This window comes from Kitasatospora fiedleri (assembly GCF_948472415.1).
GTDB classification, from domain to species: Bacteria; Actinomycetota; Actinomycetes; order Streptomycetales; family Streptomycetaceae; genus Kitasatospora; species Kitasatospora fiedleri.
In genome coordinates, this window is the sequence record NZ_OX419519.1 from 4,121,622 (window position 1) to 4,146,729 (window position 25,108).

Annotated in this window: 24 protein-coding genes, 4 tRNA genes and 1 pseudogene; 17 read left to right on the forward strand and 12 right to left on the reverse strand. The window is 72.0% G+C overall.

Translation table 11 applies throughout. The features are described from left to right. The first annotated feature begins 404 nt into the window (after nucleotides 1–404). Nucleotides 405–1,436 (forward strand): glycosyltransferase family 2 protein, encoded by a 1,032-nt coding sequence (locus QMQ26_RS19085; RefSeq protein WP_100837081.1) that lies wholly within the window; start codon nucleotides 405–407, stop codon nucleotides 1,434–1,436. Between the two features lie 24 nt (nucleotides 1,437–1,460). Here the strand turns inward: QMQ26_RS19085 and QMQ26_RS19090 are convergent, their stop codons facing one another. Continuing rightward, nucleotides 1,461–1,760, reverse strand: a complete 300-nt coding sequence (locus QMQ26_RS19090) for a hypothetical protein (protein WP_282202092.1) — start codon at nucleotides 1,758–1,760, stop codon at nucleotides 1,461–1,463. Between the two features lie 175 nt (nucleotides 1,761–1,935). On the opposite strand from QMQ26_RS19090, the gene QMQ26_RS19095 reads away from it, so the two are divergent. After that, nucleotides 1,936–2,514, forward strand: a complete 579-nt coding sequence (locus QMQ26_RS19095) for a TetR/AcrR family transcriptional regulator (RefSeq protein WP_282202093.1) — start codon at nucleotides 1,936–1,938, stop codon at nucleotides 2,512–2,514. Nucleotides 2,515–2,598: 84 nt separating this feature from the next. On the opposite strand, the gene QMQ26_RS19100 is transcribed toward QMQ26_RS19095, so the two are convergent. The 6 genes from QMQ26_RS19100 to QMQ26_RS19130 form a co-directional block, all read right to left on the reverse strand. Further along, nucleotides 2,599–2,946 carry a VOC family protein gene (locus QMQ26_RS19100; RefSeq protein ID WP_282202094.1) on the reverse strand — a complete coding sequence of 116 codons (348 nt, stop codon included), beginning with the start codon at nucleotides 2,944–2,946 and terminating at the stop codon, nucleotides 2,599–2,601. 190 nt (nucleotides 2,947–3,136) lie between these two features. Continuing rightward, nucleotides 3,137–3,682 (reverse strand): Uma2 family endonuclease, encoded by a 546-nt coding sequence (locus tag QMQ26_RS19110; protein WP_282202095.1) that lies wholly within the window; start codon nucleotides 3,680–3,682, stop codon nucleotides 3,137–3,139. Between the two features lie 161 nt (nucleotides 3,683–3,843). After that, nucleotides 3,844–3,917: transfer RNA gene (locus tag QMQ26_RS19115), tRNA-Phe, on the reverse strand. 27 nt (nucleotides 3,918–3,944) lie between these two features. Continuing rightward, a tRNA-Asp gene (locus tag QMQ26_RS19120) sits at nucleotides 3,945–4,018 on the reverse strand. Nucleotides 4,019–4,060: 42 nt separating this feature from the next. Further along, nucleotides 4,061–4,133, reverse strand: a tRNA-Glu gene (locus QMQ26_RS19125). 151 nt (nucleotides 4,134–4,284) lie between these two features. After that, nucleotides 4,285–4,626 carry a metallopeptidase family protein gene (locus QMQ26_RS19130; RefSeq protein WP_100838566.1) on the reverse strand — a complete coding sequence of 114 codons (342 nt, stop codon included), beginning with the start codon at nucleotides 4,624–4,626 and terminating at the stop codon, nucleotides 4,285–4,287. A 1,045-nt stretch (nucleotides 4,627–5,671) separates the two neighbouring features. Between QMQ26_RS19130 and QMQ26_RS19135 the strand changes: the two genes are divergently transcribed. Together QMQ26_RS19135 and QMQ26_RS19140 are read left to right on the forward strand one after the other, a co-directional pair. Beyond that, nucleotides 5,672–8,029 carry a DEAD/DEAH box helicase gene (locus QMQ26_RS19135; RefSeq protein WP_282202096.1) on the forward strand — a complete coding sequence of 786 codons (2,358 nt, stop codon included), beginning with the start codon at nucleotides 5,672–5,674 and terminating at the stop codon, nucleotides 8,027–8,029. Between the two features lie 131 nt (nucleotides 8,030–8,160). Further along, nucleotides 8,161–8,982, forward strand: a complete 822-nt coding sequence (locus QMQ26_RS19140; RefSeq protein ID WP_282202097.1) for a TIGR02452 family protein — start codon at nucleotides 8,161–8,163, stop codon at nucleotides 8,980–8,982. A gap of 64 nt (nucleotides 8,983–9,046) precedes the next feature. Here the strand turns inward: QMQ26_RS19140 and QMQ26_RS19145 are convergent. The 3 genes and pseudogenes from QMQ26_RS19145 to QMQ26_RS19155 all read right to left on the reverse strand — a co-directional run bounded on the left by QMQ26_RS19145 (nucleotide 9,047) and on the right by QMQ26_RS19155 (nucleotide 11,243). Beyond that, nucleotides 9,047–9,344, reverse strand: a pseudogene (locus tag QMQ26_RS19145) (hypothetical protein). Between the two features lie 256 nt (nucleotides 9,345–9,600). After that, the gene (locus QMQ26_RS19150; RefSeq protein WP_282202098.1) at nucleotides 9,601–10,299 is read right to left on the reverse strand and encodes a tyrosine-protein phosphatase; all 699 of its coding nucleotides are present in this window, start codon (nucleotides 10,297–10,299) and stop codon (nucleotides 9,601–9,603) included. A gap of 179 nt (nucleotides 10,300–10,478) precedes the next feature. Next, nucleotides 10,479–11,243, reverse strand: a complete 765-nt coding sequence (locus QMQ26_RS19155) for an SDR family oxidoreductase (RefSeq protein ID WP_282202099.1) — start codon at nucleotides 11,241–11,243, stop codon at nucleotides 10,479–10,481. Between the two features lie 136 nt (nucleotides 11,244–11,379). Between QMQ26_RS19155 and QMQ26_RS19160 the strand changes: the two genes are divergently transcribed. The 3 genes from QMQ26_RS19160 to QMQ26_RS19170 all read left to right on the forward strand — a co-directional run bounded on the left by QMQ26_RS19160 (nucleotide 11,380) and on the right by QMQ26_RS19170 (nucleotide 13,082). Then, a complete protein-coding gene (locus tag QMQ26_RS19160) occupies nucleotides 11,380–11,994 on the forward strand; it encodes a transglutaminase-like domain-containing protein (RefSeq protein ID WP_282202100.1) in 615 nt (204 codons plus the stop codon). Between the two features lie 247 nt (nucleotides 11,995–12,241). Then, the gene (locus QMQ26_RS19165) at nucleotides 12,242–13,054 is read left to right on the forward strand and encodes a nucleotidyltransferase domain-containing protein (protein WP_282206564.1); all 813 of its coding nucleotides are present in this window, start codon (nucleotides 12,242–12,244) and stop codon (nucleotides 13,052–13,054) included. Then, nucleotides 13,010–13,082 (forward strand) — tRNA-Lys (locus tag QMQ26_RS19170). Before QMQ26_RS19165 ends, QMQ26_RS19170 begins: the two co-directional genes overlap by 45 nt. A 693-nt stretch (nucleotides 13,083–13,775) precedes the next feature. Here QMQ26_RS19170 and QMQ26_RS19175 read toward each other — a convergent pair. Further along, nucleotides 13,776–15,122 (reverse strand): transcriptional regulator, encoded by a 1,347-nt coding sequence (locus tag QMQ26_RS19175; protein ID WP_282202101.1) that lies wholly within the window; start codon nucleotides 15,120–15,122, stop codon nucleotides 13,776–13,778. Nucleotides 15,123–15,283: 161 nt separating this feature from the next. Here QMQ26_RS19175 and QMQ26_RS19180 point away from each other — a divergent pair, with 161 nt between their 5' ends. The 10 genes from QMQ26_RS19180 (at nucleotide 15,284) to QMQ26_RS19225 (ending at nucleotide 24,319) form a co-directional block, all read left to right on the forward strand. Then, entirely contained in the window at nucleotides 15,284–15,499 is a 216-nt protein-coding gene (locus QMQ26_RS19180) for a hypothetical protein (RefSeq protein ID WP_282202102.1), read from the forward strand. A 129-nt stretch (nucleotides 15,500–15,628) separates the two neighbouring features. Then, entirely contained in the window at nucleotides 15,629–16,462 is an 834-nt protein-coding gene (locus QMQ26_RS19185) for an aspartyl/asparaginyl beta-hydroxylase domain-containing protein (RefSeq protein WP_282202103.1), read from the forward strand. Nucleotides 16,463–16,502: 40 nt separating this feature from the next. Then, the gene (locus QMQ26_RS19190) at nucleotides 16,503–17,375 is read left to right on the forward strand and encodes a hypothetical protein (RefSeq protein WP_282202104.1); all 873 of its coding nucleotides are present in this window, start codon (nucleotides 16,503–16,505) and stop codon (nucleotides 17,373–17,375) included. Continuing rightward, nucleotides 17,372–17,971: an SLOG cluster 4 domain-containing protein gene (locus QMQ26_RS19195; RefSeq protein ID WP_282202105.1), complete on the forward strand. Its 600-nt coding sequence runs from the start codon at nucleotides 17,372–17,374 to the stop codon at nucleotides 17,969–17,971. The genes QMQ26_RS19190 and QMQ26_RS19195 overlap by 4 nt, the downstream gene beginning before the upstream one ends. Continuing rightward, nucleotides 17,968–18,519, forward strand: coding sequence for an orotate phosphoribosyltransferase (locus QMQ26_RS19200; RefSeq protein ID WP_282202106.1), 552 nt, complete (start codon nucleotides 17,968–17,970; stop codon nucleotides 18,517–18,519). The genes QMQ26_RS19195 and QMQ26_RS19200 overlap by 4 nt, the downstream gene beginning before the upstream one ends. Next, nucleotides 18,516–19,184 carry an HAD family hydrolase gene (locus QMQ26_RS19205; RefSeq protein WP_282202107.1) on the forward strand — a complete coding sequence of 223 codons (669 nt, stop codon included), beginning with the start codon at nucleotides 18,516–18,518 and terminating at the stop codon, nucleotides 19,182–19,184. Before QMQ26_RS19200 ends, QMQ26_RS19205 begins: the two co-directional genes overlap by 4 nt. Before the next feature lie 226 nt (nucleotides 19,185–19,410). Further along, entirely contained in the window at nucleotides 19,411–22,101 is a 2,691-nt protein-coding gene (gene alaS / locus QMQ26_RS19210) for an alanine--tRNA ligase (RefSeq protein ID WP_282202108.1), read from the forward strand. 126 nt (nucleotides 22,102–22,227) lie between these two features. Beyond that, a complete protein-coding gene (locus QMQ26_RS19215; protein WP_282202109.1) occupies nucleotides 22,228–22,836 on the forward strand; it encodes a hypothetical protein in 609 nt (202 codons plus the stop codon). A 64-nt stretch (nucleotides 22,837–22,900) separates the two neighbouring features. Then, the gene (locus QMQ26_RS19220) at nucleotides 22,901–23,332 is read left to right on the forward strand and encodes a hypothetical protein (protein ID WP_282202110.1); all 432 of its coding nucleotides are present in this window, start codon (nucleotides 22,901–22,903) and stop codon (nucleotides 23,330–23,332) included. 126 nt (nucleotides 23,333–23,458) lie between these two features. Beyond that, nucleotides 23,459–24,319 carry an abortive infection family protein gene (locus QMQ26_RS19225; RefSeq protein ID WP_282202111.1) on the forward strand — a complete coding sequence of 287 codons (861 nt, stop codon included), beginning with the start codon at nucleotides 23,459–23,461 and terminating at the stop codon, nucleotides 24,317–24,319. Nucleotides 24,320–24,408: 89 nt separating this feature from the next. Here QMQ26_RS19225 and QMQ26_RS19230 read toward each other — a convergent pair whose 3' ends face one another. Continuing rightward, complete coding sequence (locus QMQ26_RS19230; protein ID WP_282202112.1) at nucleotides 24,409–24,957, reverse strand: GNAT family N-acetyltransferase; 549 nt, start codon at nucleotides 24,955–24,957, stop codon at nucleotides 24,409–24,411. Nucleotides 24,958–25,108: the final 151 nt, after the last annotated feature.

The following is a 25,108-nucleotide window of genomic DNA, read 5'->3' on the forward strand; positions in this document are numbered from 1 at the left end:
CCCGAACCGTGGCGGTCGGCCGTCCGACGCTCCGGGCCGTCGTTGAAAAATCCACGATAGTTGACACACCGTGGACTCGGTCGGCAGGATCGGCATCCGGATGCTCGGGCGCCGTTGCCCCACGGGGGTGGGCAGCGGCGCTCGGTTGTTCGGCTGCCCGTCGCGGCGCCCTCCGTCCGGTGGTCGGTTTTGCCCTCGGCTTTACCGTCCGTTTTGTCGCGCTTTTCCGCCGCCCTTCCTGAGGAAGCGCTGCGGGCGCGGAATCGGAGCGAATTCCTCCGCTACTTCCGCGCCATCTGGCGTTTCCCGCAACGTTGTCGGGGTCGGATACGCTTCGCGCGTTCGCGCCCGGCGGCATTCCTGTCGGCCAATCAGGGTGCCCGTTCCGAAAGGCCGCGCAGCCGATGGCACCCCGTCTCTCCGTCGTCGTCCCGGTGTACAACGTCGAGCGCTACCTCGCCGCCTGCCTGGACTCGATCGCCGACCAGACCTTCAGCGACCTCGAGTGCGTCATGGTCGACGACGGCTCCACCGACACCAGCGCCGCCATCGCCGAGCGGTACGTCGCCCGCGACCCGCGGTTCCGGCTGGTCCGGCAGGAGAACCAGGGGCTCGGCGCCGCCCGCAACACCGGCGTCCGCCACCTCGCGCCCGGCACCCGCTACCTGGCCTTCGTCGACAGCGACGACGTGGTGCCGCCGGACGCCTACCGGCTGATGGTCGACACCCTGGACGCCACCGGCTCCGACTTCGCCACCGGCAACGTGCTGCGGCTGCGCACCGCCGGGCTGGAGCCCTCGCACGTCCACGTCCGCCCGTTCGCCGAGACCCGGCTGCGCACCCACGTCAGCGAACTGCCCGGCCTGGTCACCGACCGCACCGCCTGGAACAAGGTCTACCGGCGCTCCTTCTACGCCGCCGCCGGCCTGGACTACCCCGAGGGCATGCTCTACGAGGACGCCCCGGTCAGCGTCCCGCACCACTTCCTCGCCGAGAGCGTCGACGTGCTGTCCGAGCCGATCTACCACTGGCGGATCCGCGAGGACGGCGACAGCTCGATCACCCAGCGCCGCACCGACCCGCGCGGCCTCGCCGACCGGGTCCGCTCCATCGAACTCGTCCGCGCCTGGCTGCTCGACCGGCCCGAACCCGCCTTCCGCGAGCACCTGCGGGCCTACGACCACAACACCCTGGTCGAGGAGATCCCGATGTTCTTCTGGACCGTCCCCGACGGCGACCAGGAGTACCGCTACGCCTACCACCGCCACGTCACCCGGCTGGTCAGCGCGATAGGGGCCGACCGGATCGACGCCCTCCCGCCCTTCCTGCGCCTCAAGTACCGCCTGACCGTGGCTGGCCGGGTGCACACCCTCGCCAACGTCCAGCGGATGCACCGGCGGGTGCGCAACACCCGCAAGGCGATGCGCCGGCGGTAGGGGCCGTCCCGTCTCCGGGCGCGCTCACCGCCGCAGCAGGGCCGCGCGGGCCTTCAGCAGCGCCGGGACGAACAGGTACACCACGGCGGGGACTACCAGCCCGGTCAGGACCAGCACCCGCAGCGGCACGGCCAGGCCCGCCAGCGAGGGGCCGAGCAGGACCTGGACGAGCGTGATCGCCGGGTAGACGGCCAGCCAGGTGATCAGGGCGCGGACGTGGACGGAGGGGAGCGCGGGGCGCGGCGGCTCCGTGGTGACGGTGGTGGCGGCGGCGGTCGCGGCGGTCGCGGTGGTGGCGGGGCGGGTCAGGGCGGTGGTCGGCATGGTGCACTTCCTGTCCGGTCGGCGGGCGGTCGGCTGGCGGTCGATGGGCGGTCGGTGGAGCGCACGGGGTCCGGACGTCGGGCCCGGTGGTGGCACGAAGGTATCCAACTGGTTGGTTGGGGGTCAACTATCCAGTTGGTTGGAGAGTGCCGGCATCGCGCCCTACGCTGTCGGCATGACCCAGGACCCGCCCTCCACCAAGCAGCGGCTGCTCGCCGCCGCCACGGAAGAGTTCGCAGCCCACGGCATCGCCGGCGCCCGCGTGGACCGCATCGCGGAACTGGCCGGCGTCAACAAGGAGCGCATCTACGGCTACTTCGGCAGCAAGCAGAAACTCTTCGACCAGGTCGTCGCCCGGGCCCTGGACGAACTCGCCGAAGCCGTCCCGCTCCAGCCCGGCGACGACCCCGCCGAGTACGTGGGCCGGGTGTACGACTTCCACCGGGCCAACCCCGCCCTGGTGCGGCTCTCCCTCTGGGAGGGCCTGCACTACCGCGACGGCGCCCTGCCCGGCGAGGCGCGGCGCTCCACCCACTACGAACGGAAGGTCGCCGCGCTCGCCGAGACCTTCGGCGCCGAGGCGTCCCCCCGGGTCGGGGCCTGCCTGCTCAGCCTGATCGGCCTGGCCGCCTGGCCGGTCGCGGTGCCCCAGATGGCCCGGCTGCTGGTCGGCGCCGGCCCCGACATCGACCTGCGCGCCCACGTGGTGGAGTTCGCCCGGCAGGCGGTCGCCGGCTCCCTCCCGAACGCCTGACCGGCCGACGCCCGTCCTCCCCGCCCGCCGGTGCCCCCGGAGCGAAGGCCGCTCCGGGGGCACCTGGCTGTCCCGCCCTCCCCGTCACGCCGCGGCGGCGGCCCGCCACTCGGTGAACTGCACGGTCACCCCGTTCGGGTCGGTGACCTGGAACAGCCGCTCGCCCCACGGCTCGTCGAGCAGCGGCAGGGTGATCTCCACCCCGGCCTCCCGCAGCCGGGTCTCGGTGCCGGCCGCGTCGTCCACGGTGAACGCCAGGATCAGCCCGGCCGCGTGCTGGTCGCGGAGGCCCTCCAGCAGCACCTCCAGGCCCCGGCGCAGGAGGACCACGTTCATGCCGGCGTCCGGGTGGCCGAGCGAGACGAAGCCGTCGCCACCCGCGTCGGCACCGCCGCCGGCCAGGCCCAGGGAGGCGCCTACCACACCGACCACGCCTACCAGTTCGGCCTCCCCCGCGTCCTCGACGGCCTGGCCGCCCTGATCGAACCGCCGCCCCGCCAGGGCGCGCGGTCGCGATCGTCCCGGGAAGCCGCATCCCCGGGAGGAGGCTCCGGCCGAACGCGACCCTGCCCGGACGCCACGAGAGGCGGGCACATGACTTTTCAGGCCGAGCCGGGGTGGGTCAGTACGGCAGCAGGTCGCGCGTGACCAGGTCGAAGCCGAACGGCTCGGGGATGGACAGCGTCTCGCCGAACTCGATGTCCTCGCGGCGGTGGTACCTCGTACCGTCGGGCCGACTGAAGAGGGTGACGGTCCGCTGTCGGGCGTCGACCAGCAGGTACAGCGGGATGCCCATCAACGGGTAGTCGCGGACTTTCCCCACCCAGTCGTTCTCCGGGTTCGAGGGCGACACCAATTCGACCGCGATCGCCGCGAGTTCGGCCGACACCTGGTTCTCCGACGTCTCCAGTGCCTCGCCCGGCAGGTAGGTCAGGTCCGGGTTGCGGCTCTTGCCCGCGTCCGGCGAGACCAAGTCGGTGTTCTCGCTGGGCAGCAACTCCAGCGGCGCGTGCGCGTCGAACTGCCTCCGGACCACCAGCAGGTTGCGCTGGTGGATGCCCGAGGCACCCACCGTCATCACGAGGGTGTCACCCGAGAGCTCCACCTTGAAGCCCTCCGGCAGGCTCCGACGGGCCTCCTCCAGCAGGGCGAAGTGCTCCGGTTGCACGAGGGCTCCTCACGGGACGGGCCGATCGGCGGTTCCAGGGTAGGCCCAGAAGTGAAGGCACCACGCTCTCCCCGCAGCCTGCCCCGGAGCGACGGAGACCGGACGGTCCGGGCAACGCGAGAGGCCCCGGAGCCTGTGCTCCGGGGCCTCTCGTCGAACTGTGGCCAGGGCCGGGGTCGAACCGGCGACCTTCCGCTTTTCAGGCGGACGCTCGTACCAACTGAGCTACCTGGCCGTACTGCACCGCCTCTTGCGAGACGAGCGATCCCGACGGGACTTGAACCCGCGACCTCCACCTTGACAGGGTGGCGAGCTAACCAACTGCTCCACGGGACCTCGTGCGGATTGCTCCGCACAGGACCTTACTACGGTACTGCGTACCCCCAACGGGATTCGAACCCGTGCTACCGCCTTGAAAGGGCGGCGTCCTGGGCCACTAGACGATGAGGGCTTGCGGCCCTTCCGGCCGGATCATCCGGCGTTCGGGGACGTCGAGAAGCATATGGGATGCCGGGCGGGAACGCCAAAACGGTTTCCGGTGGTCGGCGCGGCGGGGCGGGGTGGCGGCGACCGCGGTGGGGGAGGGGAGGGCGAGGGGGAGGTCAGGACCAGCCGAGTTCGTGGAGTTCGTCGTCGTCGAAGCCGAAGTGGTGGGCGACCTCGTGGATCACGGTGGTGCGGATCTCGTCGACGGCCTGTTCGCGGGTGTCGCAGTGGCGGAGGGTGGGGCCCCGGTAGACCATGATCCGGTCGGGGAGGACGCCGGCGTACCACTCGCCGCGTTCGGTGAGGGGGATGCCTTCGTAGAGGCCGAGCAGGTCGGGGGTGGCGGGGTCGGGTTCGTCCTCGACGAAGACCGCGACGTTGTCCATCATCGCGGCCAGTTGCGACGGAATCTGGTCCAGCGCGTCGGACACCAGTGCCTCGAACTCGTCCCGGGTCATCTCCACGCGTCCCATTGTCGGAGTTCCGCTGACGGCGCGCCAGATCATCCGCGGGACGGCGGCGTGTTCGGCGGCGTGTTCGGCAGGCGGGGAACGGGGGAGCGGGGCGGGGGAGGAAGGGGCGCAGGGGGGCGTGGGGAGGGGGCGGGAGCCGGTGGGGTGGTACCCGTGTCCAGGCGGGGCGGACGCGCGTTGGGCACCGGGAACGGTGGCGGCCCCGGGTGGGTCGTGCGGGAGGTGGCTCGATGGTGGTGGGTTGGCCGGTGCGTCGGCGGCGGACGGCGGCGGGTTCGGTGGCGGCGGCGCTGGCCGTGCTCGGGCTGAGCGGGTGCATGGCGGTGGGCGCGGACGCCCCGGGCGGGAGGACGGAGGTGAAGCCGTCCGGGACGGGGGTGCCGGCGAGTGCCCGGCCGGGCGGCGGGCAGGGCGCGCGGCAGACCGTCCAGCACGGGGAGCACGGCGGGGCGTTGAGCCTTGACGGCGCGTCACCGGGTGCGTCGTCGGCCGCGGGGGTCCCGGTGCCGGGTTCCACGCCACCGCCGGTGTCGCAGGGCGTGCCGGGTGCGCCCGTGCAGGTGCCGGCGGCGTCGGCGAGCGGGGCGGCCCCGTCCGGGACGGCGAGCGCGCCGGTCTCGGCCCCGTCCAGCCCGCCCGCCGGCAGTGGCGGCAGCGGTGGCGGTGGGACGGGCGGCTCGCCGAGCCCGCAGGGCAGCCCGTCGGCGCCCTCGCACTCGGCCGGGCCGTCGGCGACGCCCAGCGGCGCGGGATCGGAGGGGCCGAGCGAGTCGCCCTCGGCGCACTGAGCGGGCGGGGGAAGCCGGGAGGGCCGATCGGGCCTTCGTTCGAGGTGCTGACCAGGGGATTTGCCTCTGATCCCCAGGTTCCCCTATGGTGGTAGATCGTTCGTTTGATCCTATTTGGCTGGCGCTCCTCATACACCTTTGAGCGCCCTTGGCGCGTTCCGGCGATCCGTGGCTGACCGCATAGAGGCGGTTTTTCAACAGACCCCCGGACTTTGGCGCGTGCCACTTCCGGAAGGTTTTGCATGTCTCTCGTTGACGACGCCCGCTTCGCCATGCCCGCGAACGGGTCCGACGCCGACTCCCTCGACACCGACACCGACACGCTGGACGCGGAGCTCGCCGAGCTGACCGACGTCGACAGCGACCTCGACGCGGACACCGACGCCGCGGACGACACCGACGCCGACACCACCGCTGACGCGGACACCGACGCGGACGCGGACGCGGAGCCCACCATCACCTTCGGCGACCTCGGTCTGCACGACGACGTGGTCCGGGCCCTCGCCAAGCGCGGCGTCACCACCCCGTTCCCGATCCAGGCCGCGACCATCCCGGACGCGCTGGCCGGCAAGGACGTGCTGGGCCGTGGCCGCACCGGCTCCGGCAAGACCCTGAGCTTCGGCCTCCCGCTGCTGACCCGCCTCGCCGACGGCGAGCGCACCAAGGCGAAGCACCCGCGCGGCCTGATCCTGGTCCCGACCCGCGAGCTGGCCATGCAGGTCGCCGACGCGCTGGAGCCGTTCGGCTCGGTGCTCGGCCTGCGCCTCAAGGTGGTCTGCGGCGGCACCTCGATGTCGAACCAGATCTACGCGCTGGAGCGCGGCGTCGACGTCCTGGTGGCCACCCCCGGCCGCCTGCGCGACCTGATCAACCGCGGCTCCGCCAAGATGGACGAGGTCGAGATCGCCGTCCTGGACGAGGCCGACCAGATGGCCGACATGGGCTTCCTGCCCGAGGTCACCGAGATCCTCGACCTGGTGCCGGCCGGCGGCCAGCGCCTGCTGTTCTCCGCCACCCTGGAGAACGAGATCGACAGCCTGGTCAAGCGCTACCTGAAGAACCCGGTCACCCACGAGGTCGACCCGTCGGCCGGCGCCGTGACCACCATGACCCACCACATCCTGGTCGTGAAGCCCAAGGACAAGGCGCCGATCACCAACGCGATCGCCGCCCGCAAGGGCCGCACCATCATCTTCGTCCGCACCCAGATGGGCGCGGACCGGGTCGCCCAGCAGCTGATGGAGGCCGGGGTGAAGGCCGACGCGCTGCACGGCGGCATGACCCAGGGCGCCCGTACCCGGGTCCTCGGCGACTTCAAGGACGGCTACCTCAACGTGGTCGTCGCCACCGACGTCGCCGCCCGCGGCATCCACGTCGACGGCATCGACCTGGTGCTGAACGTCGACCCGGCCGGCGACCACAAGGACTACCTGCACCGCTCCGGCCGCACCGCCCGGGCCGGCCGCTCCGGCATCGTCGTCACCCTGGTGCTGCCGCACCAGCGCCGCGGCGTGTTCCGGCTGATGGAGGACGCGGGCGTGGACGCCTCGCGCCACATCCTCGACCACGCCTTCGACGCCGAGGTGGCCCGGATCACCGGCGCCCGCTCGCTGGTCGAGGTCCAGGCCGAGAGCGCCTCCGGCATCGCCGGTGCCGCCGAGCGCGAGGTCGCCGAGCTCACCCGTGAGCTGGAGCGCGCCCAGCGCCGTGCGACCGAGCTGCGCGAGGAGGCCGACCGGCTGTCCGCCCGGGCCGCCCGCGAGCGGGCCGAGCTGGGCATCGAGGACGAGGAGCCGGCCGTCGAGGCCGACGCCGAGGCCCCCGTCGCGGCGGTCGCCGCCGCCGAGGCCGAGCCGGTGACCGAGGAGCGCGCCCCGTCCTACCGCGACGCCCGCAGCAGCGAGCGCCCGGCGTACAACAACCGGGAGCGCGGCGAGCGCGGCGACCGTGAGCGTGGCGGGTTCAACCGTGACGACCGCGGTGACCGTGGTGGCCGTTCGTTCGGTGACCGTGAGCGTGGCGGGTTCAACCGTGACGACCGCGGTGACCGTGGTGGCCGTTCGTTCGGTGACCGTGAGCGCGGTGGCTTCAACCGTGACGACCGCGGTGACCGTGGCGGCCGTTCGTTCGGTGACCGTGAGCGTGGCGGCTTCAACCGTGAGGAGCGGGGCGGCCGTTCGTTCGGTGACCGTGAGCGCGGTGGCTTCAACCGTGACGACCGTGGTGCCCGTTCCTTCGGCGACCGTGAGCGTGGCGGCTTCAACCGTGACGACCGCGGTGACCGTGGCGGCCGTTCGTTCGGTGACCGTGAGCGCGGTGGCTTCAACCGTGACGACCGCGGCAGCCGTTCGTTCGGTGACCGTCCGGCGCGTCCCTTCGGCGACCGGGACCGTGGCCAGGCCGCTGGCGGCAGCCGTCCGTTCGTGCGGCGTGACGACCACCGCACCGGTGGGCGCCCGCAGGGTGGCGGCTTCAACCGTGACGACCGCGGTGGCCGTTCGTTCGGCGACCGGGACCGCGGCGAGCGCGGTGGCTTCAACCGTGACGACCGCGGCGGCTTCAACGGTGGCGGCGACCGCAAGCCGCGCTGGAAGAACTGACGCGCCGCAGGCCGGCTGATCCGGGCCCGTTCCACTTCGGTGGGGCGGGCCCGTCCGCGTTCCCGGGGGTGTGGCCGGGCAGGGGCGAAAATCGCTGGTGGGGGCGGGAGTTGGGGATTAGCGTGCCCGGTATGAGCAGCAGGCAGCGGGCGATGGCCGCGCAGAACGAGGAGATCGCGGACCGGGGCGAGTACCGGAGCCCGGGCGGCGCGGTGGTGCGGATCGCCGCGGAGCTGGCCGAGGCCCGCGCCGGGACGGTGTCCTACCGGGCGGACGAGGAGTTCGGGCCCGGCCCGGGGCCCGTCCGCGTTCCCGACGTGGTGGTCGAGGTGACCGGCGAGGGCAGCATGCAGGCGGCCCGGCGGCTGGTCGCGGACGGCGGGCGGAGCGTCGCGGTGCTGAACTTCGCGTCCGCGCGCAACCCCGGCGGCGGCTACCTGCGCGGGGCGAAGGCCCAGGAGGAGGACGTCTGCCGCTCCTCGCTGCTCTACCGCTGCCTGCTGGAGGCCCCCGACTACTACGAGGCGCACCGGGCCTCCACCGACCTGCGCTACAGCCACCGGGTGATCTGGTCGCCGGGCGTGCCGGTGATCCGGGACGACCGCGGCGAACTGCTGGAGCGCACCCACCGGGTCGGCTTCCTCACCTCGCCCGCGCCCAACGCGGGCCAGCTGGCGCTGCGTTCGCCCGGCTGTCCGCTCGACCTCGGCCCGCTGCTGGCCGAACGGGCCGGACGGGTGCTGGCCGCCGCCGCCCGGCACGGCGCCCGCGAACTGGTGCTGGGCGCCTGGGGTTGCGGGGTGTTCCGCAACGACCCGGTGGAGGTGGCGGCCGCCTTCGGGCAGGCCCTGGACGAGTGGGGCGCGGCCTTCGACCGGGTGGTGTTCGCGGTCTGGGACCGCAGCGTCCCCTCCGCGAACCGGACGGCGTTCGAGGACCGCTTCGGCCGCTGAGCGCTGCCGCTGGTGGGCGGTGCCGTCGTCGGGCGGTGCTGTCGTTGCGTGGTGCCGCCGGACCTCAGTCGCCGGTGGCCAGCGCGGAGGCCGCGGCCACCACGCCCGTCACCGTCAGGACGGCCGGCCAGGCGCCGATCTTCTTCGCCAGCGGGTGCGAACCGCCGAACGCGGCCAGGTACAGCGTGGTCAGCCCCGCCGCGGCCGGCACCCCGAACGCCGCCCCAGCGCACCGCGGCCGTCGCCCCGGCCGCCGCCAGCACGGCACCGCCCCACTCCCGGCGCCCACTGAACCGGGCGGTCGCGTACCCGCCGACCAGCCCGGTGGCGGCGACGGCGGCGGTGGCGGGGAAACGTGCCATGGGACGGGCTCCTTCACGACTTCACGACTTCGGGACTTCGGGCACTTCACGACTTCGGGACTTCAGGGCTTCGTGCCACCACGCCCGTCCGACGACGGACCGGACGCACCGGTGGACGTACGGGTGGGCGCTCCGCCCACGGTAACGCTCCTAACGAGCCGCCCCCCGCCCGGGGAACGGCGGCCGGAGCAGCCGGGTGGCGGCGCGTGGTGCACGTGGTGCGCGGGCGTGCGGTGGACGGGCGTGCGGTGGGCCGTCAGGACGGTCCCAGTGTGCGGAGGGTGGCGAGGTCGGCGTCGGTGGCGCCGTGGTCGCGGAGGTAGGCGGTGAGGGAGCCGTGGCGGGTGGTGGCGTGGGTGAGGGCGGCGTGCAGGTGGGCGGCTTCGACGGGGCGGGAGAGACGTTCGACCCCGGCGGCGTCGAGGTAGGGGACGGGCCCGAGGTCGAGGCCGAGGCCGGCGTTGGAGCGGAGGAAGTCGGTGGTGACGGCGTCGAGCGGGAGGCCGGCCAGGGTCTGCAGGACGGCGACGGTCAGGCCGGTACGGTCCTTGCCGACGGCGCAGTGGACCAGCAGCGGGGCGCCGGTGGCCAGCGCGCGGACGGCGGCGGCGATGGCGATGCCGCCGGTCTCGGCCATGAACGGGTAGAGCGCGGACTGGTCCTCGGGCCACGCCCGGTCGGTGGTGGCCGGGTCGGGCAGCATCGGCAGGTGGAGGTAGGTGGCGCCGTCGGGCAGCCGGTCCGGGTACAGGGCGACCTCGGCGGCGCTGCGCAGGTCCAGGACGGTGCGGATGCCGAGTTCGGTGAGGCGCCGCAGGCCCTCGTCGGTGAGGTGGTGGAGGGTGGCCGAGCGGTAGAGCAGCCCGGGGCGGTAGACGCCGGACCCGGCGTCGCGGAGGTTGGGGACGTCGGGGATGTCGAGGAACGGCGCGGCGGCGATCTCGGTCTCGGTCATGCGTTCCACCGTAGGGGCAGGGGCGGGCGCCGGGCCGGGGCGTTCACCGAACCGGTACCGGGAGCCGTGGAGCCGGAACCGCGCGTCCGGTGGCGGGAGTTGTGGGAGCTGTAGGAGTCGTGGGGGCCCGGCGGTCGGCGGCCGGTGGTGGGCGGCCGGCGGTGGCGGTGGCGTGGCGGTCAGCGGCCGCCGGCGGCGTCCAGGAAGGCGCCGGTGATGTACGAGGCGGCGGGGGAGAGCAGGTACAGGATCGCTTCGGCGATCTCCTCGGGCTGCCCGCCGCGCCCCATCGGGAGGTTCGGGCCGACCCGGTCGACCCGGCCGGGTTCGCCGCCGAGGGCGTGGATGCCGGTGTGGATCAGACCGGGGCGGACGGCGTTGACCCGGATGCCCTCGGCCGCGACCTCCAGCGCCAGGCCGGTGGTCATCGAGTCCAGCGCGCCCTTGGACGCTGCGTAGTCGACGTACTCGTTCGGCGAGCCGAGCCGGGACGCCGCCGAGCCGACGTTGACGATCGCCCCGCCCCGGCCGCCGTACCGGGTGGACATCCGCCGCACCGCGGCCGCCGCGCACAGGAACGGGCCGGTGATGTTGGCCGCCCAGATCCGGTTCAGCCGGTCCTCGTCGAGCTCGTCCAGCCGGCACTGCCGCTCCAGCGTGCCGGCGTTGTTCACCAGCGCGGTGAGGGTGCCGAGTTCGCGGTCGACGGTGTCGAACAGCTCGATCACCCCGGCGGTGTGCGAGACGTCCGCGCGGACGGCGAGCGCGGTGCCGCCCGCGGCCCGAATCCGCTCCACCACGGCCTCCGCGGAGCCCTGGTCGCTGCGGTAGTTGACGCACACCCGGTAGCCGCGCCCGGCGGCGAGCAGCGCGGTGGCCGCCCCGATGCCGCGCCCGCCGCCGGTGACCACCAGCACCTCGTCCAGCACCTCGTCCTGCGCCATGCCGACCGCGCCTCCGTCCTTCGTCCCGAGTCCCGCGTCCCGCGTCCTTCGTTCACGACAGGTGTCGCCGCCGACGCTATCCCATCGGGTGAAACCCCTTTGCGGGCCGTGCGGTCGGGCGCCGAGCATCACTGCCATGGACCTCTCCGTCTCCCCCCACGGCCCGCTGCGGGTCGAACTGCCGGACCCGGCCGAGTATCTCGCCGCCGACCGGGTCGTCGACCACGACCACCCCGCGATCGTCCGGCTCGCCGCCGAACTGCGGCGGGCGGACCCGGTGCGGACGGCCGAGGCGGCCTTCGAGTACGTCCGCGACCGGATCGACCACTCGGCGGACGTCGGCCACTGGTCGGCCGCCTACCGGGCCTCCGACGTGCTCGCCGCGGGCAACGCGATCTGCCACGGCAAGTCGCACCTGCTGGCCGCGCTGCTGCGCGCCAACGGCATCCCGGCCGGTCTGTGCTACCAGAAGCTGGAGGTGCTGCACGGGCTCAACGGCGTTCTGCTGCCAGGCAGTTCGTGGTGGGTCCGACTGGACGGCCGGGGCAACCGGAACGGCGCGGACGGGCACTTCGCCACCACCCCCGCCGAGGAGCGCCCCGCCTGGCCCAGCGACCCGGCGCTCGGCGAGCACCACTACACCACCGTCCACGCGGCCCCGCCACCCGCCCTGCTGGAGGGCCTGCGCCGGGGCGTGCCGGGGTCGGTCGGCTACGGCTACCTGCCGCTCGAACTACCGGACGGCGGCTGAGGGTTCGGCCCGTACCACCCCTCCACCCCTCCACCCCTCCCTCCCGTCGGGCCGAGCGGCGAGTCGGCCGGTCGGTCTGTACGCCGGGTTCCGTCTCCCCGCGCTCCCCCGCGACCGGCCCGGCGGAAATCGTTGGCCGGGGTGGGGCGGCGCGGGCGAGACTGGGGGCCGGGCCGGGCCGCACCCGCCCGCACCCACTTCCGTCCGCACCCACTTCCGTCCGCGACCGCCGGGGAGGCGTCCGCCCGTGAACGTCCTGCTCTCCGGCATCGTCGGCTCCACCGCGTACGGTCTGGCGCACGCCGGGTCCGACCTCGACCGGCTCGGCCTGTTCGCCGCGCCCACCACCGCCTTCCACGGCCTGCACCGGCCCGCCGAGTCGCACGTCACCACCCGGCCCGACCGGACCCTGCACGAGGCCGCCAAGTGGTGCCGCCTGGCCCTCAACGGCAACCCGACGGCCACCGAACTCGTCTGGCTGCCCGAGGAGTTGTACGAGGTGCGGACGCCGCTCGGCGAGGAGCTGATCGGCCTGCGGACGTCCTTCCTCTCCGGCCCGGCGGTCCGCGGCGCCTACCTGGGCTACGCCGACCAGCAGTTCCGCAAGCTCACCACCCGCGACCGCACCGACCCGGCCGGCCGGGCCCGGGCCGCCAAGCACGCCCGGCACCTGGTCCGGCTGGTCCGCCAAGGCGTCGCCCTGCACGAGACCGGCCACCTGGAGATCCGGCTCCCCGACCCCGAACAGGTCCGCGCCCTCGGCGAGCGCTACGCCGACCGCCCCGAGGAGGCCGCCCCCTCCTCGCCGACGCCGCGGCCCGCTTCGACCGCCCCGGCGTCCTCCCCGACGCCCCCGACGAACGCCCCGTCGAAGCCTGGCTCCACCGCGTCCGCGCCGCCCACCTCCCCCCACCCCGACCCGCACGACCCGCCCGGCAATCCGCTGGCCCTCCCCCACCGAGCACCAGGTAGGATCACCCCGGCAGGCGCTGTCCCCCGGGTCCACGCCTGCCGCGGGCCGCTAGCTCAATTGGCAGAGCTGCGGACTTTTAATCCGTAGGTTCAGGGTTCGAACCCCTGGCGGCCCACCTGGAACGTGGCGGTCACACCGCCTCCGACCTGCAGCGCAGCACTCCAACCCATTCGAACGGTTGGGGTGCTGCTGCGTGTCCGGGGTATCTGCGTGAGCGGACTGCCGGACAGGGCCGAGGGCGTGACAAGCCGCTCGAACATATCGGTGACCTTGCCGGGGTGCAGGCCAACCCCCGTCCTCAGCGAATCGGGTCCGCACTACCCCGAGATAGCTGCCACGCCCCTGGGGCAGACGCAGGCGCCCAACCGAACACCTGCCCGCGATCGACGTACAGCACGTTCTGGATCTGATTGTGCGGGCCCCACCCAACGTTGCCCGTCACCAGGACGAACGCACCGGAAGGGACGTGCCAGCCCTCGAACCAGGCGTCTTGGAAATACCCCGACTCGCACCACCGGACCTGTGCCTTCGACCCTCGCCGGGCTCGCTGGTAGACATTCATCACCTGCAGCATGCGCACACCTGCGGACCGGTGGACCTCCTGGGCGCGCAAGAGCTCCCCCATTGAGCGGCCAGGGTCGCCTGCTCACGGCGACGGCGTCCCCGTGATACCAGGACCGCGAAGACCGTCACCCCGATAACCAAGATCAGGGCGGGAAGGTACGGAGCCACGTTTGTCATGGCGCTATCTGTACCCGAATAAACCATTCGTGCACAATCCGCATTGCGGCTACGGCTTGGTCCTGAGTCAGGCGGCCATCGCGGGCAGCGCGTGCAGGCGCTCCCGGAACTCGGCGACGGCGGGCTCGGTGGCGTGCGACTTGAGGTAGCCGTCGAACTTGGTGAGGCGGCTGACGGCGCGGACGGAGTGGACCTGGGTTTCGAGGAGACCGAGGCCGCGGTTGGCGGCGTCGAGGGCGCCGTCGAGGTCCTTGCCGGCGAGGCGGGCGGTGGCGAGGCGTCCGGCGCGGACGGCCTGGTCGCGGGGGACGGCGTGGTCGATGGAGGAGGCGAGGGCGCTGGTGGCGCGGTCGACCTGGCCGGCGCGGAGCATGATCTTGCCCTCGGTGGAGCTGAGTTGGGCGTCGCCGTACCAGGAGAGCCAGCTGGGGAGTCGGTCGCCGCCGTTCCGGGCCCAGAGGTCGTGGGCGCGGTTGAGGGCGGAGCCGGCCTTCTGGTGCCGGCCGTCGCGGGACAGGCTCTCGGCGTGGTGGAGTTCGAGGTAGCTGCGGACGCCGGGCTGCATCGTCGCGGGGGTGTTGGCGAGCGCGGTCTCGACCTGGGCGACGCGCTCGGCCGGGTTGCCGGCGTCGGAGAGGTGGACGCCCATCTCGGCGAGGAGGAAGGCGCCGAGGGCGTCGTCGCCGATGGTCTTGGCGGCGCGGAGGGCGCCCAGGTAGTACTGCTGGCCGGCCGAGCGCAGGCCGCTGTCGTAGGCCATCCAGCCGGCGATGTAGTTGACCTGGGCGGCGAGTCCGAGCAGGCGGGCTTCGACGGATTCGGTGTGGCGGCCCTGCTTGAGCAGGGCGGTGATGATGGCGAGGTCGCCGCGGGCCTGCTCGATGAGGCGGGCGCCGCCCATCTGGGCGTCCAGGGTCTGGAGGGTGGCGACCCGGGCGTCGAGGGTGTCGACCATGGAGTCGGTCACCTGGTCGCCGCTCAGGGCGGAGGCGAAGGCGGGGGAAGCGGCTGCCCAGCTGGCAGCGACAGCGGCCATGGAGGCCCCAGTGATGGTGAGAAAGCCGCGCCGATCCATATGACCACTCCTGACCAGTTCCACCAGTACGTCCACGGTACCGGCCTTTGTCCAGGGCGCCGTGATGCCGGTCACCTCCCAGACGGGGAGCCACCTCGGCCACGGATTGGCAACCAGCGTAAGGGGGTTGACGCCGAGCAGGTCGGCCAGAACGTACTGCGCGTCCGGCTCGGGCTCCTGGCCCTGCTCCCACTTCCACACCAGCGTCCGGTTGGTCGCCAGGTGGATCTTCAGCTTGGCGCCGTGGTCGCACATCAGGCGTGCGAACTGGATCTTTCCCCATCCGCGTAACCGCATCAGGTGGGTGAGCGGATGGACCGCCAGAACGTCTGAGTGCATCTCAACCCCCAGCGATTCATGACCTGTTGGTGAGCGTACTGCTACCCGCTGTGGCCGGGGCCGCATCGAGGAGAAACCCCTCAGAAACGTTCCGGGTTGCACGCCGGCGCGGCGACGCTGTACCGGCCCGCACGGCACCGGCACGAGGAAGGGGGAGAGCCGTGAACGCAGTTGAGAGCCCGTACGCGTCCCGAGGAGGAAGGCACCGGGGAGAGCGGCACGACCCGGTGGGAACCGCGCTCACCTTGCTGTGGGGGTTGGGCCACGTCGTGACGATCCTGCTGGTCGTGATCGCCGCCGACCACCAGCTGAGCACCGAGCACCCGGGTGCTGCACCGCCCGTGCGCGTTCTTCCTGACCACAGCCCGGCTGCCTGAGCGCGAGCCCGCACCACTGCTGCGGTCCGACCACGTGGACGGCGAGCGGCTCCGAGCGGCAGGCCCGCCCGAACTGCCCCGTCCACCTGCACACCGGCCCCACCGCGGGCCGGCAACGGGAGGGAACCGATGGAGAGCACACTCACCGCGCTGGCCGGGCAGATCGCCCAGCTGGCGTCCGTGGACGCCGCCCAGTGGGAGCGGATGCGCCACGAAGCACTGACTGCCCAGGCCCCCTGGAAGGCGGAGTACGGCGCCTACCAGTCCGGGGGCTGGTGGACCACCTCGCTGATGAACGCCTCCGGTGACGCCGCCGACGTCAGGATCGGCGACTGCGCCGCCCGCCCGACCGAGCTGCTGGAGCGGATGCCCGCCACCGCCGCGTACCTCGCCGACCTCGGGCTGAACTACATGTGGGTGCGGCTCGCCCGGCTGGAGGGCAACGCCTTCCTCTGGGAGCACCGCGACTACGACGAGCTCGACCAGGTCGAGCGGCACCGGCTGCACATCCCGCTGCACACCAACAGCTCCGCCTTCCTGGTGACCGGCGGCACCAAGGTGCACCTGGCCGGCGGCCGGATCTGGCGGCTCACCCCGACCTACCCGCACGGGGTGTGCAATCTGCTCGGCCCGGACCGGATCCACCTGATCGCCGACGTCTACGCGGACGAGGCGTACCAGCAGTTGGCCCGACGTCCCTCGCTCCACCCGGCGGTCGCCGCCGCGCTGCCCGCCGCCAGTCGGACGGTCCTGGCCGAGCGCCTGGAGACCGCCCGCACCATGGCCCGGCTGGGCTACACCGAGGCGGCCGAGCGGATGCTGCTGCGGCTCTTCTACACCTACGCGCTGCCCGAGGGGGCGGCCTACGACCTGATCGCGGAACTGCACACCTCTCTCGGCGACTTGGCGGCCGCGGCCCGCTGGACGGCGGCCAAGTCCCGCCTCCTCGCCCTGTCCGCCTGACCTGCCGCCGACGTCACCGAAGCTCTGGAAGGAGAAGTACATGCCCACCCTGCAACTGGCCGAGATCACCCAGGCCAACCGGCCCGCGCAGCTGCCGCTGCTGTCGAAGCTCTCCGACACCCTGGCCGCCTCCCCGGCCGTCACCCACCTGATGGTGCGCGGCTCGCTGGCCCAGGGCACCGCCGACCGGCTCTCGGACGTCGACTTCGTGGTCGGCGTCCGCGACGGCCAACTCCCTTCCTTCGTCCAGACGCTGGACGTGCTGATGTCCGTCGAGGCGGGTGCCCTGCTGCCCGGCTGGCGGGACACGATCGTCGCCGACCTCGGCGGGGTGGGGACGGTCTTCCTCGTCCCGGACGAGGGCCGGCTCCACCAGATCGACCTGTACCTCGTGCCCGCCTCCCGCGTCCCGCGCCTGCGGGAGACGGTCAGCACGGCGGTCATCCTCGACCGCGCGCCCGAGCCGGCGCCCGCGCAGGACATCGCCGTGGCCGAGAGCTACGTGCACGCGTTCCTCGCCCGGCCGCGCACCTGCGGCGAGCTGCTGATCGAGCACCTGGTGCTGGCCGTGCTCCTGCACAAGCGGATCAAGCGCGGTCAGCGGTTCGTCGCGTACGTCGAGTGGCACCGGCTGCACACCGCGACGAAGGACCTGATCAAGGCCGCCCTCGCCCCGGCGTCCAGGTTCTGGGGCTGGTACCAGCTGCGCGAGGAGATCGCCGCGACCCCGATCGGCCGGGCCTGCCTCGGCGACCTGGACGCCGCGATCAGCGGCCCGGCGATCCCGCTGGCGGCCGACGTCGACGCGGCGGTCGAACGCGTGCTGGGGCTGGTGGAGCGCGCCTGCCCGCAGGCCCTCGACGGGCTGCACGACGCCGTCGCCGCGTACCGCACCTACCAGGAGCTGGCGTGAACGCACTCCACCTCGCGGGCCCGGCCACCGTCCGGGCCCGCGAGGGTCTGACCGCCGTGTTCTTCGGCGGCGTCGTCCCCGCCTCGGCCGAGGAGGAAATGCTGGCCGAGGAGATCGGCCGGACGCTCGGCGGCACCGGGTACCAACTGCTGCACGGCGGCTACAACGGCCTGATGGAGGCCGCCGCCCGCGGGGCCGCCTCGCAGGGCACCGCCGTCACCGCGGTCACCCTGATCGGCAAGCACGACGAGTGGGGCGCGTTCAACCCGCACGCCACCATGTCCGTCCACCTGCCCGACCTCGGCGCCCGGCTCAACCACTACCTGGAGAACGCCGACCTGGTTGTCGCGATGGGCGGCGGCGTCGGCACCCTGCACGAGCTGACCGCCGCGCTGTACTACGCCACCACCGTCCGCCCGGTGCCGGTCTGCCTCGCCGGAGCGGCGGCCCTGCGCCTGCTCGCCTTCCTGCGCGGCGAGAAGTGGCTTTTCGAGACGCCCACCCGGCCGCTCGGCTTCCTGTACACCGCCGAGAGCGCCGAGGAATTCCGGGCCCTGCTCGGCGCGCTCGACGCCAGCCCGATCGGAGGAGCATGACCACCCGCCGCACCGAGGCCGGCCTCGCCGCCCGGCTCGCCGAGACCGCCTGCGTGAGCGCCCCCTTCAGGCTCTCCGACGGCACCCAGCTGAGCACCTACTTCGACGAGTTCCGTCTCGCCTCCGACCCGGCGCTGCTGCGCGACACCGCCAGGGCGCTGGCGCACCTTGTCCCTGTCGATGCCCAGGCCCTGGCCGGCATCGAGCTGGGCGGCATCCCGCTGGTCGTCGCACTGTCGGCCGCCACCGGTCTGCCCGCCGTCTTCGTGCGCCGTCTGCCGAAGCTGTACGGCTCGCACCGGCAGATCGAGGGCACCGACATCACCGGCCTGCGCACCGTCCTGGTCGACGACGTCGTCCGCTCCGGCAGCCAACTCCTCACCATGGCAAGGACGCTGCGGATGGCCGGCAGCCCGGTCACCGACGCGATGTGCGTGCTGGAGCGCCCGCTCGGCGGCCGGGCGGTGCTGGCCGAACACCGGGTCACCCTCCACCCGTTGCTCACGGAGGCGGAGCTGCCAGTGCGGCACTCCAGCGGTGCCGCGTGAGCCGCGCCGTCCTCTTCGACCTCGACGGCGTGCTGCTGGACAGCCGAGACGCCCTCCTCGCCACGCTGGCCGGGTACGCGATGACGGTGCTCGGACGGCGGGTCACCACCGCCGACCTGCCCGCCGGCGCACACCTCGCCCCGCGCGACCAGGTGCTGGCGGCCCTCGGCCTCGACGGGCCGCTCCACGAGGAAGCCTGGGACGCGGCCACCGCCACCGCCGGCCTGCGCGCCGAGCCCTTCCCGTTCAGTGTCGGGACACTCGCCGAGCTGCGCGCAGCCGGTGTGGCCACCGGGCTCGTCACCCTGCGCAGCCGCCGCCGGGTCGACTGGCTGCTCCCGCCTGACCTGCTGGCTCTGCTGGACACGGTCGTCTGCTTCGAGGACGCCCCGCCCAAGCCCGCGCCCGACGGGCTGCTGCTCGCGCTCGACCGGCTCGGTGCCGACCCGCGGGAGGCCGTGTTCGTGGGTGACACGGTGCTCGACGTGCGCGCCGCCTGGGCCGCGGGCGTCCGGGCCGTCGGCGTCGGCTGGGGCTACACCGAGCCCGAAGCCCTGGCCAGGGCGGGTGCCGAGGTGGTGATCCACCAGCCCGGCGGACTCGCCTCCGCGCTCCTCCTTCTGACGGGTGACCGGCAGCCGAACGACTACGCCAAGCGATCTTGACGCCGGACCCGCTACTGTTGGTTGCGCAGTCGCAGCGGACCGTTGCGTCCGGTCGTGGCTGCGCCACCTCAGAGCGATGGTCTGGAGTCATGGTCTACACCGTGGGGGCGCGAGCTATCTGCGCCGAGCTGGAGAACTGAGAACCACTCAGTCCTCGTTCTCGGCCCGGCTCGGCGTGTGAACACCCCCCACCTCTCCCACGACTCCCCGTGAGGGCCATACCGCCATGCGCTCGACGCAGATCCGCTCCACCTTCCTGGACTTCTTCACCTCCCGCGGCCACCGCCAGGTCCCGTCCAGCCCGCTGATCCCCTCCGACCCGACGCTGCTACTGGCCAACGCCGGCATGAACCAGTTCAAGCCCTACTTCCTGGGCGAGGTCACCCCGGAGTACCCGCGCGCCACCACCATCCAGAAGTGCGCCCGCACCTCCGACATCGACAACGTCGGCCGCACCAACCGGCACGCCACGTTCTTCGAGATGATGGGCAACTTCTCCTTCGGTGACTACTTCAAGGCCGACGCCATCGCCTTCGCCTGGGAACTCCTCACCCAGGGCTGCAACTTGGAGAAGGACCGGCTCTGGATCACCGTCTACGAGGACGACGACGAGGCCGAGCGGCTCTGGCGCCGGATCGGCGTCCCCGCCGACCGGATCCAGCGCCTGGGCATGGAGGACAACTACTGGTCGATGGGCGTCCCCGGACCGTGCGGGCCCTGCTCCGAGGTCAACTACGACCGCGGACCGGCCTTCGGCCGCGAGGGCGGCCCCGCCGTTGACGGCGAGCGCTACATGGAGATCTGGAACCTCGTCTTCATGCAGTACCAGCGCGGCGAGGGCGACAAGAAGGGCGACTTCCCGATTCTCGGCGAACTCGCCCAGCAGAGCATCGACACCGGCCTCGGCCTCGACCGCCTCGCCGCGATCCTCCAGGGAGTCGAGAACGTCTGCACCACCGATCTGCTCCTGCCCACCCTCAAGACCGTGCAGGAACTCGCCGGCCGTGACTACCCCGGCACCGGCGAGCAGAAGACCTCCTTCCAGGTCGTCACCGAGCACGCCCGCTCGATCGCCTTCCTGATCGCCGACGGCGTGCTGCCCGCCAAGGACGGCCGCGGCTACGTCCTGCGCCGCCTGATGCGCCGCGCGATCCGCCACGCCCGACTGCTCGGCATCGACGGCCCGGTCCTGCCCGCCACCACCGCGAGCGTCATCGGCAACCTCGGCGACGTCTGGCCGGAACTGCGCGCCCAGTCCGCGCTGATCGAGCAGGTCGTCGCCGCCGAGGAGGAGTCCTTCACCCGCACCCTCACCCAGGGCACCCGGCTGCTGGACGCCGCCATCACCCACACCCGCACCAGCGGCTCCACCTCCCTCGCCGGGGACACCGCCTTCGAACTTCACGACACCTACGGCTTCCCCGTCGAGCTGACCGTCGAGGCCGCCCGCGACGCCGGCCTGAGCGTCGACGAGGACCGCTTCGCCGCCCTACTCACCGAGCAGCAGCAGCGCGCCAAGACCGGCGGCAAGGCGAAGACTGCCGAGGCCCTGCGCCGCCAGGACACCTACCGCGAACTGTCCGCCCGTCACGGCCGCACCGACTTCGTCGGCTATGACCGCCTCACCGCGGAGGCCACTGTCCTCGGCGTGATCGCCGACGGCCTCCTCGCGTCCGGTGCCGAGCAGGGCCGGACGGTCGAGGTGGTGCTCGACCGCAGCCCGTTCTACGCGGAGTCCGGCGGCCAGGTCGGCGACACCGGCACCGTCCGCACCGCCGACGGCGCCGTCCTGCAGGTCCTGGACACCAAGCTCGGCCTGGAGGGCTTCCAGGTCCACACCGTGCGCGTCCTCGACGGCGAACTCCGCAGCGGCCAGGCCGTCGAGGCCCTCGTCGACGGCCCGCGCCGGGACGCCGTGGCGCGCTCGCACTCCGCCACCCACGTCCTGCACGCCATGCTCCGCCGCACCCTCGGCGACCACGCCCGCCAGCACGGCTCCCTCGTCGACGCCGGACGGCTCCGCTTCGACTTCTCCCACTTCTCCGCCCTCGACCCCACCCAGCTCGCCGCCCTCGAAGCCCTCGTCAACGACCACCTCCTCGACGACCCCGACGTCCGCGTCTGGCACGCCACCCGCTCGGAAGCCGAAGCCGCCGGAGCGACCGCCCTGTTCGGCGAGAAGTACGGCGACCACGTCCGCATCGTCGACATCGGCGACTTCTCCCGCGAACTCTGCGGCGGCACCCACGTCGGCCACGGCTCCAACGCCGGCCCCGTCCGCATCCTCGGCGAAGCCTCCATCGGCTCCAACCTCCGCCGCATCGAAGCCCTCACCGGCCGCGACGCCCTCACCTACTACGACACCGAACGCCGCCTCCTCGACGAACTCGCCACCCTCCTCGGCACCCGCCCCAAGGACGCCCCCGAAGCCCTCCGCAAGCGCCTCGACGCCCTCGCCACCGCTCAGCAGGAACTCGGCCGCCTCCGCGACACCGAACTCCGCACCCGCGCCCAGCAGCTCGCCGCGGTCGCCCGCACCGTCACCGGCGGCCGGATCGTCACCGAAAAGGTCACCGGCCTCGGCCCCGAAGAACTCCGCACCCTGACCACCCACACCGCCGACCTCCTGGGCACCGACCGCGCCGTCGTCGTCCTCGGCACCGAACACGACGGCAAGGCCCTCCTCGCCGCCGCCATCACCCGCACCCTCCACGCCACCGGCACCCAGGCCAGCCGGATCCTCGTTCTGGCCGCCCGCACCGTCGGCGGCGGAGCCGGCGGCAAGGGCCCAGTCGCCAGCGCCGGCGGACGCCACACCGGGGCGCTCGACGAGGCCCTCGCCGTTGCTGGCCAGGAGGCTGCACAACACCTTGACCGCTACGGGTCGTCCACCGTCGCCGAGGTTCTCGGCCGCTGAGCATGTCCACCAGGCCGTCGAGCGCCCGATCTCCTTCCGGACGGGCGCTCGATCGCGTGGGCGACCCGGCGGACGACGCTTTCGGGCCGCCGAAACTCGGTGGACGATGCCACTACCGTGGAACACATGGGCTGGTCGCTGGGATACCTGACACCGCGTGAACCAGAGCTGCTGGAAGGGCTATTCATGTCGTCCGGCCGAGCACTGCACTTGGCTAACTCGTTCGAGGCGAAGTGCAAGTACGTGCTGCGCATCGGCAACATGGTGAAGACGTACGAGGCCGATCCAGTGGCGACCCTGCAGGACGCCATCGCGGCGCTGCCGGCGGACAAAATGCTCGGCGAGACTCTGCGCGACCTGGGGCGTCATTTGGCGCACGCCAGGTCATGGGACGTGAACGTGCTCGACAAGGCTCGCAAGGCCCGCAACTTCATTGCGCATGAGGGTGCTGACATCGGTCACATGAACAGTGCGAGTGCGCGCAGAATCCTTGATCGCGTGTCGCTTCTGCGAACGGCCGTAACGGATCTGACTTTGGGTGACAACGTCGTCTCGCAGTGGGTGTTCGGGATCGAGGAGCCCCGTGCCCCGTTGCCCGTGTATCTCATTGAGGCGTACCCGCAGATGGTTGACGACTGGGTGTTCGGGCACTTCGGCGAACTGCTCAGCACCGACAGCCCGGCCGAGCAGGGTACGGACAGCCAGCTTGGCGACGCTCCGGCCGTAGGGGAGTAGCGCGCAAGCGGCCGACCTCCCCGTTTTCCGGCGCGGAACCGCCAGTGCTCCGTACAGTTGCCACATGTCCTCTGATGAACCCCCTGCGATGACCCAGCAACTGATGCTGGTCGAGTACCCATCAACCATGCGCCTGTCGCAGTCGAGCACCCCCGGAGGCCGCAGCTCTCTCGCGCGGAATGAAGAGAACGACCTCAAAACCCATGCGGTGCTCTTCCCCGCAGACGCCGAGATCGATCGGATCAGAGCCGAAGGTGTCCAGGACGGCTACGCGGACGGTTCCCAGGTCGGCCTGGTAGTGGGTGCCGCCGTAGGTGTCGCGGTGACATACCTGGCGTTGAAGGCCGCTCCGCATGTCAAAAACCGGTTTGTCGAATTCAAGGCCAAGCTGGGGCGGAAGCCTGAGATTGCCGTCGAGACCCTTCCTGAAGAAGCTCGACCTGAGACCGGGGCGACTTGTAGTGGGAGCCGAGGCCCCGTCGCCACGATCGAGTAAGTAACCCCTCAGCGGCCGACCGGCTAAGGATCTGAGACTTGCTGGGCAGGCTGACCGCGCCTGGAGCAGCAGCTGTTCTTGGGAAAAGACCGTGACGGCGTGGGGGTCTGCTCCTATCGTCAGTCCATGACCGTCACCACACGGCGGGAGCTGGTGAGCCCCGCAACGCGCAACGCGTTCCGCTCTCTGGCCACGGACCTAACCATCCGGATCGTGGCAGAGCTGTGGGAGGATCACGGGTTTGCGCCCATTCCACCGAAGGAGCTGCGGTACCAGGACTCGGGGCAGCGGCGAACCGAGTTCATGCTGTACGCGGAGGGTGTGGACTGGAGTGATCCAAACCATGTTCGGCGCGCGCTTTTGGTCTTCGAGGACTTCATCCGTGCCTATCGGAGCCCGGACGATCAGGGGACACCGAAGTGGCTGGACGACATCAGAGTCCGCTTGGAGCGGGACGGCTTCGCCCTCGACGCTCAGGGAAGGATCTCCTGGTCCAACCCGCCGGTGCTGGTCCGCGACCTCAGCGCTCTGAGCGACGCTTCAGGTATCACGATCGAGCTGGAGCGCATTCGGCGGGATCTGACCACTGACCCTCATGGGGCCATCGGTGCGGCCAAGCAGCTCATCGAAGCGACGGCGAAGACGGCTCTTCGGGAGCTGAACATCGAGGTCGACAAGAACGCCGTGCTGCCCGCTCTGATCAACGCAGTCCAGAAGGCGCTGAACCTCGATGCCGCCTCGGCTCCTGACGGACCCGACGGGAGCAAGTCCGTGAAGAAGATTCTTTCGGGGTCGGTGAATATCGCTATCGGTGTTGCCGAACTGCGCAACCAGGGCTTCGGCAGTGGTCATGGGCAGGCGAGTGCACCGTCCGGACTCGGAGTGCGCCACGCTCGCCTGACGGTCAATGCGGCTGTGACCTGGTGCGAGCTGATTCTCGACACGCTTTCGGACCCCGGTGCTCCGTGGCGTAGGGCCAAGGTCTGAGCAGTCCCAAGGAGGATTGCCGTGAAGCTGGCCGACTGCTCCAGCGTCCTGAGAGCGCTGAACTTCTCTCCAGGAGGGCGTGTGGTGGGTCACGAGTCGCGAGCTCCCGTGCCTTCTCGACTCGGCAGTGAGCCCTTGGAAAGGTCATGCAGGAGCACGACGCTCTCGTAGTTGGTCACGTCCCACCGCCAGGTGCTGATCGGGACGTATCCCCGTCGGCGGTACCAGGCGACCAAGTTGGCTGCCTCGGCTGAGGTGTCGATGACCACCGAGGTCGCCCCGAGAGCGGCGATCCGTTCCTCGGCCACTGTCAGCAGTCGCTGTCCGAGACCGGACCCCCGGTACGCAGGATCCACCGCCAGTTGCCAGAACGAGCCCGCTCCGACCGGAGCCGGGTACCCGTCCGGTACCTCGTACGGGGCCGTCAGCGTCACGGTTCCCACCAGCTCCGACCCCTGCACGGCCAACCAGCACTCACCCTTTCCCAGGCGGCTGACTGTGTCCGCTACGGACTGGTAGGAGGCGAAGAAGACTCGCCCGGCAGCAGCGTGCTCGGCGTAGGCGCGGTGGAGCAGGCGCGTCAGGTCTTCGACGGAGTCGCTCCCGACGAAACGCCGCACCACAAGGGAGTCATGCACGGTGAGTGGTATCGCCGTACGAGCCGATGGTCTAGTCACATGATCAAGTGTCGGCCGGGCAGTGGCAGATCGCTTGTCGGGCGTCGGATCCTGGCAGCGCGGGAGGGCCTTGGCGTGGCCGGCCAAGAGGCGGTAGGTAGCGCGCCAGATG